At 50.8% G+C, this 18732-nt stretch carries 22 protein-coding genes; 17 read left to right on the top strand and 5 right to left on the bottom strand.

The genetic code is table 11. The features are described from left to right. Positions 1 to 8 precede the first annotated feature (8 nt). Positions 9 to 533: an RDD family protein gene (locus ACTHRE_RS07980; RefSeq protein WP_377073823.1), complete on the top strand. Its 525-nt coding sequence runs from the start codon at positions 9 to 11 to the stop codon at positions 531 to 533. Between the two features lie 94 nt (positions 534 to 627). On the opposite strand, the gene ACTHRE_RS07975 is transcribed toward ACTHRE_RS07980, so the two are convergent. From ACTHRE_RS07975 to ACTHRE_RS07965, 3 genes are all read right to left on the bottom strand, one after another. Next, a complete protein-coding gene (locus ACTHRE_RS07975; RefSeq protein WP_377073824.1) occupies positions 628 to 1863 on the bottom strand; it encodes a beta-ketoacyl-ACP synthase in 1236 nt (411 codons plus the stop codon). After that, positions 1857 to 2585, bottom strand: a complete 729-nt coding sequence (gene fabG / locus ACTHRE_RS07970) for a 3-oxoacyl-ACP reductase FabG (RefSeq protein WP_377073825.1) — start codon at positions 2583 to 2585, stop codon at positions 1857 to 1859. The genes ACTHRE_RS07975 and fabG overlap by 7 nt, the downstream gene beginning before the upstream one ends. A 65-nt stretch (positions 2586 to 2650) precedes the next feature. Further along, positions 2651 to 3139, bottom strand: coding sequence for an ApeP family dehydratase (locus tag ACTHRE_RS07965; protein WP_377073826.1), 489 nt, complete (start codon positions 3137 to 3139; stop codon positions 2651 to 2653). A 110-nt stretch (positions 3140 to 3249) separates the two neighbouring features. On the opposite strand from ACTHRE_RS07965, the gene ACTHRE_RS07960 reads away from it, so the two are divergent. From ACTHRE_RS07960 to ACTHRE_RS07925, 8 genes are all read left to right on the top strand, one after another. Next, positions 3250 to 4011, top strand: a complete 762-nt coding sequence (locus tag ACTHRE_RS07960) for a beta-ketoacyl synthase chain length factor (RefSeq protein ID WP_377073827.1) — start codon at positions 3250 to 3252, stop codon at positions 4009 to 4011. Beyond that, positions 4008 to 4766 carry a lysophospholipid acyltransferase family protein gene (locus ACTHRE_RS07955; protein WP_377073828.1) on the top strand — a complete coding sequence of 253 codons (759 nt, stop codon included), beginning with the start codon at positions 4008 to 4010 and terminating at the stop codon, positions 4764 to 4766. The genes ACTHRE_RS07960 and ACTHRE_RS07955 overlap by 4 nt, the downstream gene beginning before the upstream one ends. After that, positions 4763 to 5023 (top strand): phosphopantetheine-binding protein, encoded by a 261-nt coding sequence (locus tag ACTHRE_RS07950; protein WP_003680822.1) that lies wholly within the window; start codon positions 4763 to 4765, stop codon positions 5021 to 5023. Before ACTHRE_RS07955 ends, ACTHRE_RS07950 begins: the two co-directional genes overlap by 4 nt. Before the next feature lie 12 nt (positions 5024 to 5035). Next, entirely contained in the window at positions 5036 to 5284 is a 249-nt protein-coding gene (locus ACTHRE_RS07945; RefSeq protein ID WP_003680823.1) for an acyl carrier protein, read from the top strand. 695 nt (positions 5285 to 5979) lie between these two features. Further along, positions 5980 to 6765, top strand: a complete 786-nt coding sequence (locus ACTHRE_RS07940) for a lysine exporter LysO family protein (RefSeq protein ID WP_377073829.1) — start codon at positions 5980 to 5982, stop codon at positions 6763 to 6765. A gap of 81 nt (positions 6766 to 6846) precedes the next feature. Then, positions 6847 to 7386, top strand: coding sequence for a hypothetical protein (locus tag ACTHRE_RS07935; protein ID WP_377073830.1), 540 nt, complete (start codon positions 6847 to 6849; stop codon positions 7384 to 7386). Between the two features lie 233 nt (positions 7387 to 7619). Then, on the top strand, positions 7620 to 9323 hold the full coding sequence (locus tag ACTHRE_RS07930) for an AMP-binding protein (protein WP_377073831.1): 1704 nt from the start codon (positions 7620 to 7622) through the stop codon (positions 9321 to 9323). A 36-nt stretch (positions 9324 to 9359) separates the two neighbouring features. Continuing rightward, positions 9360 to 10448 (top strand): methyltransferase, encoded by a 1089-nt coding sequence (locus ACTHRE_RS07925; protein ID WP_070588429.1) that lies wholly within the window; start codon positions 9360 to 9362, stop codon positions 10446 to 10448. Positions 10449 to 10540: 92 nt separating this feature from the next. Here the strand turns inward: ACTHRE_RS07925 and ACTHRE_RS07920 are convergent, their stop codons facing one another. Further along, the gene (locus ACTHRE_RS07920) at positions 10541 to 11197 is read right to left on the bottom strand and encodes a cytochrome b/b6 domain-containing protein (RefSeq protein ID WP_070588428.1); all 657 of its coding nucleotides are present in this window, start codon (positions 11195 to 11197) and stop codon (positions 10541 to 10543) included. A gap of 53 nt (positions 11198 to 11250) precedes the next feature. Between ACTHRE_RS07920 and ACTHRE_RS07915 the strand changes: the two genes are divergently transcribed. Beyond that, on the top strand, positions 11251 to 12132 hold the full coding sequence (locus ACTHRE_RS07915; protein ID WP_377073832.1) for an NAD(P)H-hydrate dehydratase: 882 nt from the start codon (positions 11251 to 11253) through the stop codon (positions 12130 to 12132). Positions 12133 to 12282: 150 nt separating this feature from the next. Next, on the top strand, positions 12283 to 13230 hold the full coding sequence (locus ACTHRE_RS07910; RefSeq protein WP_377073833.1) for a bile acid:sodium symporter family protein: 948 nt from the start codon (positions 12283 to 12285) through the stop codon (positions 13228 to 13230). 97 nt (positions 13231 to 13327) lie between these two features. Here ACTHRE_RS07910 and ACTHRE_RS07905 read toward each other — a convergent pair whose 3' ends face one another. After that, positions 13328 to 13891, bottom strand: coding sequence for a YceI family protein (locus ACTHRE_RS07905; RefSeq protein WP_377073834.1), 564 nt, complete (start codon positions 13889 to 13891; stop codon positions 13328 to 13330). Positions 13892 to 14169: 278 nt separating this feature from the next. On the opposite strand from ACTHRE_RS07905, the gene ilvD reads away from it, so the two are divergent. From ilvD to ACTHRE_RS07875, 6 genes are all read left to right on the top strand, one after another. Further along, a complete protein-coding gene (ilvD, locus tag ACTHRE_RS07900; RefSeq protein ID WP_377073835.1) occupies positions 14170 to 16029 on the top strand; it encodes a dihydroxy-acid dehydratase in 1860 nt (619 codons plus the stop codon). 68 nt (positions 16030 to 16097) lie between these two features. Continuing rightward, positions 16098 to 16229 (top strand): hypothetical protein, encoded by a 132-nt coding sequence (locus ACTHRE_RS07895; RefSeq protein WP_256388404.1) that lies wholly within the window; start codon positions 16098 to 16100, stop codon positions 16227 to 16229. A 68-nt stretch (positions 16230 to 16297) separates the two neighbouring features. Beyond that, positions 16298 to 17587 (top strand): CAP domain-containing protein, encoded by a 1290-nt coding sequence (locus ACTHRE_RS07890; protein ID WP_377073836.1) that lies wholly within the window; start codon positions 16298 to 16300, stop codon positions 17585 to 17587. A 76-nt stretch (positions 17588 to 17663) separates the two neighbouring features. Continuing rightward, complete coding sequence (locus ACTHRE_RS07885; protein WP_377073837.1) at positions 17664 to 17897, top strand: cytochrome b6; 234 nt, start codon at positions 17664 to 17666, stop codon at positions 17895 to 17897. A gap of 1 nt (position 17898) precedes the next feature. Continuing rightward, a complete protein-coding gene (locus ACTHRE_RS07880) occupies positions 17899 to 18330 on the top strand; it encodes a gamma-butyrobetaine hydroxylase-like domain-containing protein (protein ID WP_150537749.1) in 432 nt (143 codons plus the stop codon). Between the two features lie 18 nt (positions 18331 to 18348). Beyond that, entirely contained in the window at positions 18349 to 18714 is a 366-nt protein-coding gene (locus tag ACTHRE_RS07875) for an MBL fold metallo-hydrolase (protein ID WP_377073838.1), read from the top strand. Positions 18715 to 18732 lie beyond the last annotated feature (18 nt).

Genomic DNA, 18732 nt, shown 5'->3' with positions numbered 1-18732 from the left:
ATCGCATTATGACCCGTCTTCCTACCGCCCCACTCAAACGCCGCCTCGCCGCACTGGTTTACGAACTTCTGCTGACCGGTGCCGTTACCAGCATTGCCGCCCTTGCAGCCGGCATTGTCGCCATCTTTCTCAATCCCGTTTCCACGCGCCTGTCTATGCTGACAACCTGTCTGATTCTGTTCTACGCATGGTGGCTCTACTTCCGCGCCAACTGGCACAAAAAAGGCCAAACCCTTGCCATGCAGACATGGAAAATCGGCTTAGCCGATAAAAACGATACCCAGCCGCTCCTGCCGCAGCTGCGCCTGCGCTTTATTTGGGCAAGCATTTTTATTGTCTTTATTCCCCTGTTTGCCTACGCCGGATTGCGTCATCTGCTCAATATCCCGCCCAAAGGTGCATTCGGCGCCGCGCTCATTTGGCTCATCCTGCCATGGGGCTTCGCCCTGTTCCATCCCGACCGCCAGTTCCTCTATGACTTCTTGGCCGGAACAAGGCTGGTGGATTTAAATCAGAAGAAAACAAACGAATAAAATCCAAAAGCGGCTCAAGCTCTAAATAAAATAAAGGCCGTCTGAAACTCCAGATAAGTTTCAGACGGCCTTTAATCATAACATCAAGCAATGATTATTCTTGCCAACGTTTGAACACCAGCGAAGTATTGACGCCGCCAAAAGCAAAGTTATTGCTGACCACATAATCGGTTTGAATCTCACGTCCGCCAGTTTGGATGTAATCCACCTTGCCGCAACGCGGATCGATGTTTTCCAAATTGACAGTCGGCGCAAACCAACCATTGTTCATCATTTCGATGGTAAACCAGGCTTCCAATGCGCCGCACGCGCCGAGTGTATGTCCGAGATAGCTTTTTTGTGAACTCATCGGCACAAAACCAAACACTGCCTCAGTCGCCAATGTTTCGGCAATATCGCCTTTTTCGGTCGCTGTACCGTGGCCGCTGACATAGCCGACTTTATCAGGCGTAATACCGGCGTCTTTCAGCGCAAGCTCCATACATTTTTGCATGGTCTCTTTTTGCGGCTGGGTAACGTGGCTGCCGTCGCTGTTTGCACCATAGCCGACAAGCTCGGCATAGATTTTCGCACCGCGCGCACGGGCGTGTTCTAATTCTTCCAATACAAAAATGCCTGCACCTTCGCCGATGACCAAGCCGTCTCGAGCGTTGTCGTAAGGGCGCGGGGTCAACTCAGGTTCGCCGTTGCGGCGACTGGCGGCATAAAGCGAATCAAATACATACACTTCGGACGGACAAAACTCTTCGCCGCCGCCGGCCAGCATCATATCAATCAGGCCGTATTTAATCGCTTCGTAGGCATAACCAATGCCTTGGCTGCCGGAAGAACACGCGCTCGAAGTCGGGATAATGCGGCCTTTTAAGCCGAAGAAAATACCGATATTGGCGGCAGTCGTATGCGGCATCATACGCACATAAGTATTGGCGTTGAAATTACGCGATGTGCCGGTGAGCAAAAGTTCGCCCATATCGCCGATGTCTTTGGTACTGCCGACAGACGAACCGCACGCCACGCCCATACGGCCGTCTGTAATGCTTTCATCACCCAGCAAACCCGCATCCGTCAAGGCTTGTTCCGCCGCATCGACACACAAATGCGATACGCGACCCATGCTTCTAAGCTGCTTGCGCGTCCAGTGTTCGGGAGGAGAATAGCCTTCAATCGGAGCACCCAGTTGCGCTTCCAATTCAGGAAAGCGTCCGCTCCAGTCCATGTATTTGACCGCGTTTTTTTCGGCTTTAAAGGCCGTCTGAATACTTTGCCAATCACGGCCGAAAGCGGTAATACCGCCGATACCTGTTACTACGACTCTTCTGGTATTCAACACAAACCTCCGTTCACAGCAATCACTTGGCGCGTAATGTACGCCGCTTTTTCATCCATCAAAAAGCGCACCGCATGCGCCACTTCCTCGGGCAATCCCATACGCGCGGCAGGGACGGCCTTTAAGATTTCTTCAACAGGCACGTTCTCATCGATAATATCGGTATCGATAAGGCCCGGTGCCACGCAGTTGACGGTAATTTTGCGTTTTGCCAACTCAACCGCCAAGGCCTTTGCTGCGCCGATCAAGCCCGCTTTGGACGCGCTGTAATTGACCTGACCGCGGTTGCCCGTCAAACCGGATACCGACGCCATGCACACAATCCGTCCGGCTTTGCGGCGGCGGATCATCGGCATGGTCAAAGGGTGCAACACATTATAAAAACCGTCCAAATTGATACGCAGCACCAAGTCCCAATCATCATCAGTAAACGCAGGAAACGCATTGTCGCGCGTCAGGCCGGCATTCAGCACCACGCCGTAATATGTGCCGTTTGCCTCAATGTCGGCAGTCAGAATTTCACGGCAGGCTTCGCGGTCGGACACATCAAACTGCAACACGCGCGCATTTCTACCCAATGCACGGATTTCTTCCGCTACAGCTTCCGCTTCATCACGGCGGCTGCGGCAGTGGACGACAATATCAAAGCCGTCCTGCGCCAAACCAAGCGCGACGGCTTTACCGATACCGCGATTAGACCCTGTAATTAAAATAGTTTCACTCATACGTTTTCTCACTATATCGACAGGCCGTCTGAATCTTTGTCTTTTCAGACGGCCTTGTAAACGGTTTAAATGACTTGACCGTCTTTCGGACTGTACACATTTAAAGAAGCTTTTGCCAGTAAACCGTCCCGCGGCAACAGATGCTTCACATCTTCCGGCGCATCCGTCCAGCGCAACTCGCAATCAAACACGCCCATGCCGCCCAAATCCTGAATGGACACATGCGCCCTGACTTCCAGCTCAGTACCGACAGGCACAGAACCGGCAAACAAATCCAGCTTGCGCGTTCCCAATAAAAAACCCAAACGTACAGGCTCTCCGGCCTTTAAAGCCTCAATGCCTGCAAACGCGCCTATGCCCTGCGCCATCAATTCCATATAAGCCATAGACGGCAACACACCGTCCTGCAGCAAAATATGCTTGTCGCCAACCGGCGCACGGCAAACTGTGTAGTCATCGCCAAATTCTTTCACACAGTCGATAAGCACCATATGTCCGCTGTGCGGAAGCAGCGAAGCCACATCATAAATCGGGGCACTCGGTATTGAAGGCATAAAATGTCATCCGGGAATAAATTACGTTACAATATGCATTATAACAGAGCCTAGCTTTTACTAACTCATTTCATTACAATGTATGAGAATGTAAAACATTGAAAGACATCATGCCTCAAAACGTTTGCCGTTTCAGCTTCAATGTCGCCGCATGGCAGGCCTCCTCCAGCAAGATCAGTACGCCGGAGCAATGGCAGGACTGGGCGCAGGGAAAACTCGATACCGCATCCCTGCCGGAGTGCAAACCCGCGCTCTCCTTTTTGCCGCCTATGCAACGCCGCCGCTTGGGAAAAGCGGCACGCTTGGTTTGTGATGCCGCATGGAATCTGGCCGACCAATATCCCGAAAGCGTACCGGTTTACGTTTCGCACGATGGCGAAAGCAACCGCAGCTTTGAATTGTGGCAAGAGCTTTTGAACACGCATACCGTCTCGCCGACCTCATTCGGCCTGTCCGTTCACAACGCGACGATTGGGCAATGGTCGATGTTGCGTAAAGACATGAGCGAGCATACCGCGTTGGCCGTTGCCGCCGATTCCTTTGAAACCGCGCTGACCGAGGCATTCGCGCTTTTGCAAGACGGCGCGCCATCCGTTTTAGTAATTGTCGCTGATGATCCTTTGTCTGAAGACTATCCCGTCTTGGCTACACGTGCACCGTTTGCCTATGCATTGGCACTGGTCATCACCAAAGGCGAAAACTATACCTTAAGCTTGGAAACCACATCCGAAAGGCCGTCTGAAAACCCTAACGATACAACAGTCGAGCCCTATTGGAGCAGCTTGGAGTGGGTACGCTTCCTGCTTTCAGACGGCCGACAACACACGCAACACTATGCCGGTAGAAACTGGCACTGGCAGAAAAACGCATGAAGACTTTAGACTATTTCCGTCGCTTTTTTGCCACATTCTTCGGCTTCATCCTCTTCGGCGTTGCAGGCGTATTGTTCAAAATCGCACTTTTGCCCTATACGCTCAAATCGACCAAAGGCGACATCAAACGCCAACTTGAAGCAAGACGCATGATAGGCAGAGTTTGGCGTTTCTTTGTCGGCTACCTGCAATGGTCGGGCGTATTGAGCGTCCGTTTCAACGGCTTGGAAAAACTCGGCAAACCCGGTCAGCTCATTCTTGCCAACCATCCCTCGCTTTTGGATGTCGTCTTGCTGATCAGCCATTATTCGGAGCCGAACGTACTGGTTAAAAAAGACCTGTTGCACAACCCAAGCATGAAAAGCCAGATTATCGCTTCAGGCTACATCCCCAACGACGAAAGCATGGAAATGCTGGAAGAAATCGATGCCGTGTTCAAAAGCGGACAAAGTTTGCTGATTTTCCCCGAGGGCACGCGCACAGGTTGGGACGGACAGGTTAAAATGCACCGCGGCGCCGTATCACTCGGTTTGCGCAGTGCATCAGTCATCACGCCCGTGTGCATCAAGATGACGCCACCCAATTTTAAAAAAGGGCAACCGTGGTACAAAATCCCGCCACAAAAAATTCATTATGAAATTACCGTCGGCGACGACATCCTGCCGGAAGAATGGCTGGCAGAAAAACCCCTGCCCATCGCCGCACGCCGTTTAAACGAATACCTGCAAGACTATTTCACAAGGAAAACCACATGAGCAATTTAGAAAACCAAATCAAACAATTAATCATCGACAGCTTAGGTCTGGAAGACATTACCGTTGCTGACATCGGCAGCGAAGATCCGCTTTTCGGCGACGACGGCCTAGGTCTGGATTCGGTTGACGCATTGGAACTTGGTTTGGCCGTACAAAAAACCTTCGGCTTCCAGCTCGACGGCGAAAACGACAACCTGCGCGAAAACTTCGCCAACGTCAAAACTTTAGCCGAGTTCGTCAAGAGCCGCCAAGCATAAGGGAGAGAAAAGATGACCGAACAAGAAGTACGCACCCTGCTGACCGATGCACTGGTTAACCTGTTTGAAATCGAACCGGAACGCATCAAACCCGAAACCAACCTCTACGAAGATTTGGAAATCGACAGCATCGACGCCATCGACCTTATCGACCACATCAAACGCGAAACCGGTCGCAAACTGCAAGCCGAAGACTTCCGCAATGTGCGTACCGTAGAAGACGTGGTTCAAGCAGTTTTGAAAGTACAACAAGATTCCTGATTCCGCTTTGAATCAGCATATTTTCAGACGGCCTTTTGTGTCAAATATAGGGTAGAAAGGTCGTCTGCAAATGCTCTTATCCATCAAACTGTACAAATATTATATTTTTACAATTAATTTCCAACTTAACATCAAAAGGAAAAAATGTGAAAGCATTACTCCAAAAAAACGGATTCATTCATTATCAATCTGATATTGAATACTCTAATGAAGATTATTAAACATTAATTAACGAGATTAATTTCTTAATTGTTTCCATCAGGATGGAGAACCTTTTACTTTTGCACATTTAGTTCAACGTAACAGTAATGCAAGCGGAAGAAACAACTACATTGGGAAAATAAAATGCAGTAATAAAAAGCTAACAGAAATTTCAGAAAAAGATTTTATAGATACATTCGTTTTAAAAAATTTTTAAAAAGTTTTGCCGTTTACGACAACGCAGTAAGTCATTATGCTGACCATTTAACCAAAAGCGATCCTACTAGCGGACCTGCTCAAAGAACGATGATATTAATTGACTTTTCTCTCACAAAACAAAATATTTAATACGAATTTAATAATTTTTTAACTGGAGAGTTATTTATATGGAATCATCTTTATCATCGATCTTTATTGTTCTTGCATTGTTATCTACTGGTTTCCTATCTGGTAAATTTCTTGCACTCCCCCTTCGACAAATCCTACTCAAACCCTTGTCCTTTATTGTCCTGCTGCTGCTCTTTTTCATGGGCTATGAGTTTGGCGGCGTCTTTACCGACCCGAATCTGGGCGCGGACATCGTCAAATATGCCCTGCTGTTCGCACTGATTATCAGCGCGTTTACCTTGATTGCACTTTATCGCAAACCCGAAGCCTCGACTGCTTCCACGCCGTCGGGCAGCTTTATCAAACCCTTTTACGGCTGTTTCAAAGCCTTTGCTTTTTTTGGTTTGGGTGTCGCGGCATTTGCCTTTTTCGGGCGACAGGTCGGCAATCTGCCCATCGACAGCACCCATATCCTCTATCTGCTGATTTTCATGGTTGGCATGGACTTGGTTCATTTCCAGCTTGGCGGATTCGGACGTAGGATTTTCCTGCTGCCGCTTCTAACCGTTGCTGCAACCGCCGCCGCGTGTTTCGTTTTTTCGCTGTGTTCGCCCTATTCGTTTGCCCAAAGCCTGGTATTGTCGGGCGGTTTCGGCTGGTTCTCCCTTTCGGGTCCTATGGTTGGAAAAGCGGTATCGCCCGAAATGGGTGCGGCAGCGTTTATGACCGATTTTTTCCGCGAAATGATCAGCATCGTCTTCCTGTATTTCTACGGACGAAAGCAGCCTATGGCGGCAATCGGCATTTCCGGCGCAGCGGCAATGGACTCCGCCCTGCCCTTTGTCAAAGAAAACTGCCGCGCCGAATACATCAAATACGCCGTCGTCAGCGGCTTTATCTTGACCCTTGTCGCACCGTTTTTTCTGTCCGCCGCCATTGCCATGCTGAACTGACCCTACTATTTTTCCAAACAACTTTCAGACGACCTTTCCCTCTCCCTAAAACCCAAAAGTCGTCTGAAACCGAACACCATTATGAAAACATTAGGAAAACTCCTGCTGACCCTCGCCAGCCTTGCCTATCCGCTCCTATGGTATTACGGCAGGGAAAACGGCGCATTTTTTTGGCTTGCCGCCGCCATGTGCATCCTGTGGCTGATACGCGCCGCCATGCCGCAAACCACAGCCCAACGCATTACGGCGATTATCCTTGCCGCCTTTTTCGCCGCGATACTGGTTTTCAGACGACCCGACTCGATGTATTGGTATCCCGTCGCCGTCAACGCGCTGATGCTTGCCGTTTTCGGCGGCAGCCTGTTTGCCAAACAAACCGTTATCGAACGCCTCGCCCGACTGCAACACCCCGACCTGCCGCCCGAAGGTGTGCTGCATACCCGCCGTGTCACTAAAATCTGGTGCACGTTCTTTATCTTCAACGGCGCAACCGCCGCCATTTTGGCAGGCTTACAATATTACGACTGGTGGGCGGCTTATACAGGCATCGTGTCTTATGTGTTAATGGGAATCTTATTTGCCGGAGAGTGGATTTATCGGAAATTGGTTTTGAAGGTTTAATCCATTAAAAATATTTCATTAATTATCAGCCTTTTGTAGACAGACAAAACGGCAAAACCGATCGCTTACTCCATTGCTTCAAAAGAAGTGAAAGCCATTCATTGGAAGAATGGCAGGCAAATGATTACGAATTGGTACGCCAAACGACAAACAAACAATACGATGAATGCTTGAACCAATTCAAAGAAGATACCAAGGCAAATACATCAAAATTATAAAACCTTAGAACCATCATGCACCTAACCCGAATCCTATCCCCCGACTTACCCCAACACGACCTTATCGCCGCCCATCCGAATTGGACGCGTGCTGATTTCAACCGTGCGGTTTTCCGGCTGTCAGGCCGTCTGAAACAGGCAGGCATGCAAACGGCCACGTTGTGGTTTGACGATGCCGCGCTGTTTGCCTGTGCTGTGTTGGCAGTGTGGCATTCTGGCGGAAAGGTTTTATTGTTGCCCAATTTGGCGCAAGACAATTTGGAATGGGGGAAAACGGCAGAGGCATTTTTAACAGATTCAACAGATAAAAAGCTATCTTCAGACGGCCTGAACATCTGGCACTTGCCTGATGTATTGACCCAAACAGAATCGGAAGGACTGAGCACCTATCCTGAAAACCATCTGATTCCCGACCATGCCGAAGCATGGCTGAAAACATCGGGCTCCAGCGGCGAAGCGCAGATTATTGTGAAAACCGCCGCGCAAATGCAGGCAGAAGCCCTGACTTTGGCAAATACGCTGCCATTTGGACAACACAGTGAAACCGTGATCGGCAGCGTGATTCCGCAACATCTTTATGGCTTTACGTTCCGCTTCGCACTCGCACTGACAATGGGTTGGACTATGGAGCGACAGCAGGCGGTTTATCCGGAAAACCTGCTTTCCAGCACGGCCGCACACGATAAAGTGGTTTGGATTGCCAGTCCGGCCGTGCTCAACCGCTTGGGCAAAAACCGCAACTGGCAGAGTATCGGCCATAAAATTGCAGGCATTGTCTCGGCCGGCGGCGCATTGCCCGTAGCCACAGCGGATTTGCTTCAACAGGCTGCCGTGCGCCCGTTTGAAGTCTATGGCAGTACCGAAACCGGCGTGATTGCCTCACGTTGCGAACGCCAAGAATGGCAGCCTTTCGAAGGCGTGGAAATCGGGCAAAACGAAGAAGGCGCACTTTGGGCTTCTTCGCCTTGGTCGCCCGAACGCCGCCAAACCGCCGATTTGATCGAACCGCAAGATGACGGTTTTCTGTTACTCGGTCGCCAAGACCGCATTATTAAATTTGAGGACAAACGCGTGTCGCTGACCCAAATCGAACACGAACTTTTACAACACTCTTGGATTGCCGACGCCCATTGCGGCCGCCATCCGCAACATCAGCGCATCGCCATATGGGCGGCATTGAACGCAGACGGTATCGCCGCCTTGCGCGAGAAAGGCCGCGCTGCGGTTGCCGATACACTCAAACGCCATCTGGCCGCCACGCAGGACACCATCGCCCTGCCGCGTTACTGGCGTTTTACCGACAACCTGCCGCGCAATGCCCAAGCCAAAATCGCTGCGGCGGATTTTCAGACGGCCTTTACCGTTGCCCAAACTTCGCCCATTTGGTCGAAAACATCATCTGACAATGAAAACAATACCGAAACCTTCATCGGCCGCGTGCCTTTGGATTTGGTTTATTTCGGCGGCCATTTTGCCACCTTCCCGCTGGTTCCCGGCGTGGTCGAGCTGCAATGGGTGCGCAACCTGATCGCGCCCAAGCCATGGGGCAAACAGCGCGTCATCCGCATCGAAAATCTAAAATATCAGCAGTTCATCCGTCCTCATGATGAAGTGTCGGTGGAGCTGAAATACGATGAAGGTAAAAATAAACTGAGCTTTAAAATCAACAACGGAGAGCATCCGTGTGCATCAGGACGGATTGTGTTTGAGGCCGTCTGAATATACTTATTAACTTTTTAGTGGAAAACCAACAATATGCAACTCTTCCCTGCCCTAGAACAACGCTATTCCCACGAACACCAGTCTGCAGGCGAGGCTCAACGTCTGGCTCAAGAAATCGCTTTTGCACCGATTGTGTTCCAAGTTTCCCGCCTGATGGTGAAATTTGGCATTCTGGATTTGCTGAACGACCATCCAGACGGCCTCACTCAAGCCGAAATCGCTGAAAAAGCGAAAATCAGCAACTACGCGGCACAAGTCCTGCTGGAAGCTTCGCTGTCTATCGGCACTGTTTTGACTCGCGACGACCGCTATTTCATCAGCAAGGCCGGTTGGTTTGTCCTCAAAGACAAAATGGCCCGCGTCAACATGGATTTCACGCAGGAAATCTGCTACCAAGGCATGTTTGATCTGGAAAAAACCCTGCAAACCGGCAAGCCCGAAGGCCTGAAAGTATTCGGCGACTGGCCGACCATTTACGAAGGCTTGTCTTCATTGCCAAGCATCGCGCAGGAAAAATGGTTTGCATTCGACCATTATTATTCCGACAACTCCTTCTCCGAAGCACTCAACACCGTGTTCGCCAAACCGGTCAAAAAACTGCTCGATGTAGGCGGCAATACCGGCCGCTGGGCGGAGCAATGCGTCAACCACAATGCCGAAGTCGAAGTAACCATCATGGATCTGCCGCAACAAATCGGCTTGATGCGCGAAGCGACTAAAGGCAAAAACAGCGCAGACCGTATCCACGCTCATCCGGCCAACCTGCTTGATCCTGAGATTCCGTTCCCGACCGGTTTTGACGCGATCTGGATGAGCCAATTCCTAGACTGTTTCACCGAAGAACAAGCCACCAGCATTCTTCAACGCGCCGCTGCATCTATGAGCGAAAACACCAGTCTCTACATCATGGAGCCTTTCTGGGACAGACAACGCTACGAAACCGCCGCCTACTGCCTGACCATGACCAGCCTGTATTTCACTGCCATGGCCAACGGCAACAGCAAAATCTTCCATTCTGAAGACCTGATCCGTTGCGTTGAAAAAGCCGGATTGAAAGTAGCGGAAATTTCAGACGGCATCGGCCGCGGACACAGCATCCTGCGCTGCGTTAAGGCCGTCTGAACAATCATCTTTTAAACCCTAAAAAGCAACCGACCCCAACAGCCATTGCAGCTATCGGGGTCGGTTTGTTTTTGGGTGTCCGCCTTAAAACATCAGCCGCGCAACATCCATACTGCGCACACTAAAGCAATCGCCACCAACAAAGCGGCAAGCAGTTGTCCCATTCCGGCCAATTTAGGCTGCTTAGCATCAATGGTTTTAAAGCCGCTCATCATCGGCGTAATCAAATCCTGTTTTTTCACAAAGCGATACAGCAAAACAGCCGCGATATGTACAGCCGCCAAAACGGCCAAAATATTAAAGAAATTGACATGGATTTTTCGCGCCAGCGTACCGGCGTGTTCGCTGACCAAATGATTCAAAAAACCGGAATTGGTAAACGTATTTTCATCGGCGGCAAATAAGCCTGTGGCCGTCTGAAAAACCAAGGCGGCCAATAAAGCGATGACCATCAGCGCGCCCAAAGGATTGTGGCCGACCAATTCGTCTTCAGACATTTGACCTTGCGTATAGCGGCGGATTTCGGAAAAAGGACGCACAAAACGGCTGAATCTTGCCGTATCGCTGCCCCATATCCCCCAGCACAAGCGGAAAACCACCAAAGCCAGCATCAACAAGCCGCCGCGCAAGTGCCATACCAGCATATCGCCGCCTCGGGTGGCGCTGTACCACATGAATCCCATCAATAACACCAAGAGCCAATGGAACAGGCGCGTAGGTGCGTCCCAAACTTTTATTTTTTGCTTCATTACCTTTTACTTTCTGATTTAAAATTAAATTTCTTATCTTGGAAGATTACGCCATGCAGCCCATCTACACGCTTCCCGAATCGCTTCAGGCCTTTCAGACGGCCTTAGTATTTCCCGACGTATTCCGCCCTCGTGCCCAAGAGTCGCACAAAGGCACATACGGCACGCTTACCATTATCGGCGGCGCAACGGGAATGAGCGGTGCGGTAGTTTTGGCAGCTACAGCCGCCATATATCAAGGATGCGGCAAGGTTTGGGCAGGTTTCAACCAAGCCGCGCTGCCTTTTGCCATCATTCCCGAACGCCCTGAAATCATGCTTGCCACTGCGACCCAACTGATGGAGCGCAACGATGTCAGCGCACGGGTAATCGGCTGCGGATTCGGTCTGGACGGATTATCGGAGCAGCTGCTACCCAAAATCCTGTCGACACACCATGACCGGCCTTTATTGATCGATGCAGATGCCTTGACACTGCTGGCCCGTTCTCCCGAATTGGCCGAACGCCTCAAATCGTACAAACATATCGTCCTGACACCCCATCCGGCCGAAGCCGCCCGCCTACTCGGTACCGATACTCAATCAGTTCAAGCCGACAGGCAAAAAGCCGTAACCGAAATCAGCCGTAAATATGGCGCGACCGTCGTGTTGAAAGACCATCATACATTGGTGGCCACGGCAGACGGCATAGTCTATACCAACACCAGCGGCAATGCCGGTTTGGCCACCGCCGGCAGCGGCGATGTCTTGAGCGGCATTATCGGCAGCCTGATGGCACAAGACATTCCGGCATTCCAGGCCGCTTGTGCCGGCGTATGGCTACACGGAGCGGCAGCCGATGTCATCAAACACAGCAGCCAAATCGAAACCGGCATGCTCGCCGGAGAAATCGCACCTGCCGCCCGATGGCTGCGCAATATTTTATCAAAAGAGTAATACTGTCTATATCATAAATACAAATTGCAGGCCGTCTGAAAATCAATCTCTATTTTCAGACGGCCTGGTCTATTTTTAAGTCATTTTGCAAATTAAGGTTAAGGCGTGTATCCTTGACTTCCCTTAAAAACAACTTCACAACATATTATCATGAGTATCCTCAATAAAATCAGCAACTTTATTGGAAAAACATTTTCCCTTTGGGCGGCGCTCTTTGCCGGCATCGCTTTTTCCGCACCTGAAACCTTCAAATGGGTCGGTCCTTACATTCCTTGGCTTCTGGGCATCATCATGTTCGGCATGGGCTTGACCCTTAAACCCTCCGACTTCGATATTTTGTTTAAACGCCCCAAAGCCGTCATCATCGGCGTGATTGCACAATTCGCCATCATGCCGGCAACCGCCTATCTACTGGCCAAGCTGTTGAACCTGCCTGCCGAAATCGCAGTCGGTGTAATTTTGGTCGGCTGCTGCCCTGGCGGTACGGCTTCCAACGTAATGACTTATCTGGCGCGCGGCAATGTGGCTTTGTCGGTTGCCGTTACATCGGTTTCTACTCTGATTTCTCCATTGCTGACCCCCGCCATCTTCCTGATGCTTGCCGGTGAAATGCTGGAAATCCAAGCGGGCAGTATGTTGATGTCCATCGTCAAAATGGTTTTGTTCCCCATCGTTTTGGGCTTGATTGTCCATAAAGCCTTGGGCAACAAAACTGAAAAACTGACCGATGCGCTGCCGCTGGTTTCCGTTGCCGCCATCGTGCTGATTATCGGCGCGGTTGTCGGTGCCAGCAAAGGCAAGATTATTGAAAGCGGCCTGCTGATTTTTGCCGTTGTCGTACTTCACAACGGCATCGGCTATCTGCTCGGCTTCTTTGCCGCCAAATGGACCGGCCTGCCTTATGATGCACAAAAAACGCTGGCCATCGAAGTCGGTATGCAAAACTCAGGCTTAGGCGCAGCCCTCGCCGCTGCACACTTTGCCGCCGCGCCGGTTGTTGCCGTTCCCAGCGCATTGTTCAGCGTGTGGCACAATATCTCTGGCTCGCTTCTGGCAACTTATTGGGCAGCCAAAGCCGATAAAAATAAAGAATCCTAAACGTCTTTAATCATCAGGCCGTCTGAACAGGGATAAACGAAATCAACGATTTCTGCCTTACCTGTTCAGACGGCCTTTATTTTGAAATCAAGCAGGATTATTGTTTGGCTGCTTCGATTTGGATATTGATGTTTACTTTTTTGCTCATACCGGCACTCACCAAATAATCCAAGCCCCATTTGGTACGGTCGATGGTGGTGCTGAAGTCGCCGCCGCATACTTCTGCTTTTAACATCGGGCTTTGGTAGCAGTTGAATTTGTCGGCTTTGAGTTTTACCGGCGCAGTTTTGCCGTTCATGGTCAGGTTGCCGTCAACAGACAGCAGTTTTTTGCCGTTGAAATTGAATTTGGTGGATACAAAACGGATTTCAGGGTATTTGTCTGCATTGAAAATATCGGCAGATTTCAAATGTTGGGTAAAGTGATCAGAACCGGTTTGCAGTTTGGACAAAGGCAATACGATATCGATATAGCCTTGGCGTTTGGCACGGTCAAATTCCAAATTGCCGGTCAAACCATAAATACCGCCGACGTTGGTGCTGGTGTTGAAATGGTCGATGGCAAAGCGGGCATTGGCATGAAATTCGTCCACTTTATAAACAGCGGCAGACGCAGCGGAAGCCAACATGGCCGAACACAATGCAAACATGATTTTTTTCATCGTCTTATCCTTAGAAATGTGAGAAGTTCCCTATCATATCACTTTTTGATGCCAACATCTTTTGCAACTGGGAAAGACAACGTTTCATCTTAAGAAAACTTCAGGCCGTCTGAAAGAATGAGCAGCAAATTCAGGTGAAGCAAACACAGTTTAGTTTTATTACAAAATAGCGTGCTTCATCGCTCGTAATTGGTATAAAATACCGAGTTATTTCTACAACGGGCCGCCAATTAACCAGCCTATTTCAGACGGCCTCAGCATAAAATAAAGGAACAAAAATGCCTGAATACCGCTCCAAAACCTCCACCCACGGCCGCAATATGGCGGGCGCGCGCGCATTGTGGCGCGCCACCGGCGTGATGGAAACCGACTTCGGCAAACCCATCATCGCCGTTGCCAACTCGTTCACCCAATTCGTCCCCGGTCATGTCCACCTGCACAACATGGGTCAACTGGTTGCCCGTGAAATCGAAAAAGCGGGCGCAATCGCTAAAGAATTCAACACCATCGCCATCGACGACGGCATCGCCATGGGACACAGCGGCATGTTGTACTCCCTGCCCAGCCGCGATTTGATTGCCGACTCCATCGAATACATGGTCAACGCCCACTGCGCCGACGCGCTGGTGTGCATTTCCAACTGCGACAAAATCACTCCGGGAATGCTGATTGCCGCCATGCGCCTGAACATCCCGACCATCTTCGTTTCCGGTGGTCCGATGGAAGCGGGCAAAGTCATCGGCGTAGCAAACATCCAGCCCGAACGCCGCTTGGACTTGATTGACGCCATGATTGAATCGGCGGACGACAATGTCAGCAACCAACAGGTTGAAGAAGTCGAACAAAACGCCTGCCCGACCTGCGGCTCCTGCTCCGGCATGTTCACCGCCAACTCCATGAACTGCCTGACCGAAGCGCTCGGCCTGTCCCTGCCCGGCAACGGTTCTTATCTGGCTACCCACGCAGGCCGCAAAGAATTGTTCCTCGAAGCCGGCCGCATGATTGTCGAAATCACCAAACGCTATTACGAGCAAGACGACGAAACCGTATTGCCGCGCAGCATTGCCACTAAAAAAGCGTTTGAAAACGCCATGACCATGGACATCGCCATGGGCGGCTCTACCAATACCATTTTGCACCTGTTGGCCGTTGCCAACGAAGCCGGTGTCGATTTCAAAATGGCCGACATCGACCGCCTGAGCCGCGTTGTGCCTTGCATCTGCAAAACCGCGCCAAACAACCACGACTACTATATGGAAGACGTGCATCGCGCCGGCGGTATTTTCGCCATTCTGAAAGAATTGGACAAAGCAGGCAAACTGCACACCGACGTGTACACCATCCACGCGCCGACACTGAAAGACGCGATTGAAAAATGGGACGTGACCAACCCTGAAAACACCCATGCTATCGAGCGTTTCAAAGCAGCTCCCGGCGGCGTGCGCACTACTCAGGCGTTCTCGCAAAACCGTATGTGGAAAACCCTCGACCTTGACCGCGAAAAAGGCTGTATCCGCGATGTTGAACATGCCTACTCGCAAGACGGTGGCTTGGCAGTATTGTTCGGCAATATCGCCGAGCGCGGTTGCGTCGTGAAAACCGCAGGCGTGGACGAGAGCATCCTCAAATTTACCGGCCGTGCCCGCGTGTTTGAAAGCCAAGAAGATGCAGTAGAAGGCATTTTGGGCAACCAAATCGTGGCTGGCGATATCGTCATCATCCGCTACGAAGGCCCTAAAGGCGGCCCGGGCATGCAAGAAATGCTGTACCCGACTTCTTACCTGAAATCCAAAGGTTTGGGCAAAGCCTGTGCCCTGCTGACCGACGGACGCTTCTCCGGCGGTACTTCCGGCCTGTCCATCGGCCACGCTTCGCCTGAAGCGGCAGAAGGCGGCGCCATCGGTTTGGTACACGAAGGCGACACCATCGAAATAGATATTCCAAACCGCAGCATCCACCTTGTCATTTCCGATGAAGAGCTTGCCGCACGCCGTACCGAAATGGAAGCACGCGGTAGCAAAGCGTGGAAACCGGAAAACCGCAACCGCTATGTCTCCGCAGCCCTGCGTGCCTACGGCGCGATGGCGACTTCCGCCGACAAAGGCGCAGTACGCGACGTATCGCAAATCGAACGTTAATTAACCTGACTTAAGGCCGTCTGAACGCTTTCAAGTGTTTCAGACGGCCTTCATTCAAACGGACAAATATGGACAAATTCATTTTAGCGATGATCGGCATGGCCATTGCCCTCTTGATTATTATTGGCGGCGGATTTATCGCTGTCGAATATTTCAAATCCCATCCTGAAGCATTCCAAGTCAAGCCGCTATCAAAATAATCATTTAACGACATGAGTTTCAAAGGAAAAGAGCCGTAGCTCAAGGCCGTCTGAACGCAGTACATATAATGAAACACATTCTTTACTGGCTGGGTGGTTTTGCCGTCGCCCTCGGCATATTCCAATACTACGAAACCCATCGCTATTCCGAAGACCAGCTCATCTACGCCCAACCGCCGCAAAATCGTTCTGCCGTTGCCGATTTTGACGCTTTGGCGTATTTAAATTTCCTCCGCGACTCAGCCAATTTACCCGCACTGGCGCACTCAGACACACTCGAACGCGCCGCGCGCAATCATGCCCGCTATCTGCTGCAAAACCCTGACGACGGCCATGATGAACACAATACGCGCAATCCCTTTTATACAGGCCCACGCCCATCAGACCGCACGCGCAAAGCCGGTTATGCCTATAAAGGCGTGCATGAAAACGTCAGTACCGGCCAGCATCCGCCAAACGAAAAAATCAACGACCATCTACCTGCCCAACATCAGCTGGACAATCTGATGACGGCGATTTACCACCGCCTCTCCTTGCTCGATCAAAATATCGACGAGGCCGGAGCGGCATTTGAATCACAAGGCAAACAAATCGCGCTCAGCATCAATCAAGGCGACAGCAGATTCAACAGCCTCTGCCAAAAAAACCGCCCTCTCTCCGACCTCAGCCGCTCGTTTTATCAAGATGCCTGTCATGGTCATGCCATTGTTTATGCTGATGAAATTTCCAACCGCAAAACCCAGCCTTACATCACCTATCCGCAAGGCAACTTCGCTTCGCCGGTTTTCCACGGCGAACGTCCCGACCCTATGCCGCATCATGAAATGACCGGCAATCCGGTCAGCATTGCGTTCTCAGAACAATCGCCTCCGGTCAAAATGCGTTCGTTCAAACTGTATCAGGACACAAAAGAAATCAGAGACGTCAAAATCTTAGATAAAGATAATGACCCAAACCGCCTCCTGACCGAACGCCAATTTGCGCTGTTCCCTTTACAGCCATTGGAATACGACACCGACTACCGTGCCGTGTTCGAATACCGTCAAAACGGAAAAGACAAAACGGCCGAATGGACATTCAGCACGCAAAAACCCGATTACCCTTACTTCATCGTCAAAGGCGGAGAAACGCTGGCCATCGAATCCGGACAAAAATATTTTATCCATTGGCAGGATTTTTGGTGCTTGAAGCAATGCGAACGCTACAACTACCGCATGAACCGCGACACCCAAATCGACATTATCGAGCGGCAGGCGGGCGGCATCATTATCCGTGTCAACGGAAGCAAAGGCAGCAGCATCCGCTTAATGCCCGAAGGCGAAGACGGGCGCGCCATTACACTTTATTTATGGAAATAAAGCCGTTTTCAGACGGCATGAAGCACCAAAAAGCTGATAAAATACCGCCTCACCACCCTACGGCAAGCTATCTAATATGACCAAACATCCGCAAACAGCAGCCAATACCCGCTATGCCTTTACCAGCATTGCCGCCATGTTGGTCGCGTTTTTACTGTTCGTGGCCGTGATGTTGCTGCCTTTGGGGCTGACGGCGGACACGCAAGTGATCCTGATACGGTTTTCACTCTACGCAATCGTGCTGTTTGCCGTACTTGGCGGTATTTTTTCTGTACGCGTTGACTATTTGCGTAAAAAGAACGGAGCATGACATGACCCAAGCCGATAAAATTCCACAAGAAATCCGCCTCCAGCAAGAGCGGCGTGTACTGACTTTGGTCTATGTTGACGGTGCCAAGAGCCTTCCTGCCGAATACCTGCGCGTGTACTCACCCAGCGCGGAAGTGCGCGGACACGGTCCAGGTCAGGATGTTTTACAAACAGGCAAAGCCGAAGTCAGCATTACCGATTTAGACCCCGTCGGCCAATACGCATTGAAAATTACTTTTTCAGACGGCCACGACAGCGGCCTTTACGATTGGGACTATCTCTACCGACTAGCTCACAATCAAGACGCGCTTTGGCAAGACTATCTCGACCGCCTCGAAAAAGCCGGCGCGTCCAGAACGCCAAGTGCAGAAGATTTAAAACCCAAACGCACACATTCCTGCGGTAGCGGAGGTTGCGGCGGAAAGGCCGTCTGAAAAAAGGCGAAGCCGACATTGGACGACGGCAGGATCATTGACGGCAAAGCATTCCTCTCCCCGCCTAAAAAAGGACGGGTAGTGGCCATCTTCAGCGATACCAAAGCCTGTCCGCAGGCAATGCGCGCCGCGCAAAACGCAGACGTTTTGGTGCATGAAGCAACCTTTGCCGCAGGCGATGAAGAGACAGTGGAGCGAGTGTTCCATTCAACCGTAGCCGATGCAGCCAAGCTGGCTTTGCAAGCCAATGTGAAACAACTTTACCTGACCCACATCAGCGCACGTTATACCGAAGAAGTGCACCGCCTGATGCTGGATCGGCAGGCACAAACTATATTTCCCGCGTCGAAAGTGGTTGGCGATTTCGACGTATTCGATATCTGAATCCGTATTATTTTAAGA

Origin of the sequence: Neisseria sp. P0001.S007, from assembly GCF_051963655.1 — a bacterium.
GTDB lineage: Bacteria > Pseudomonadota > Gammaproteobacteria > Burkholderiales > Neisseriaceae > Neisseria > Neisseria subflava_A.
The sequence above is the reverse complement of the archived record's forward strand: the minus strand, read 5'-3'. Positions and strand labels throughout refer to the sequence as shown.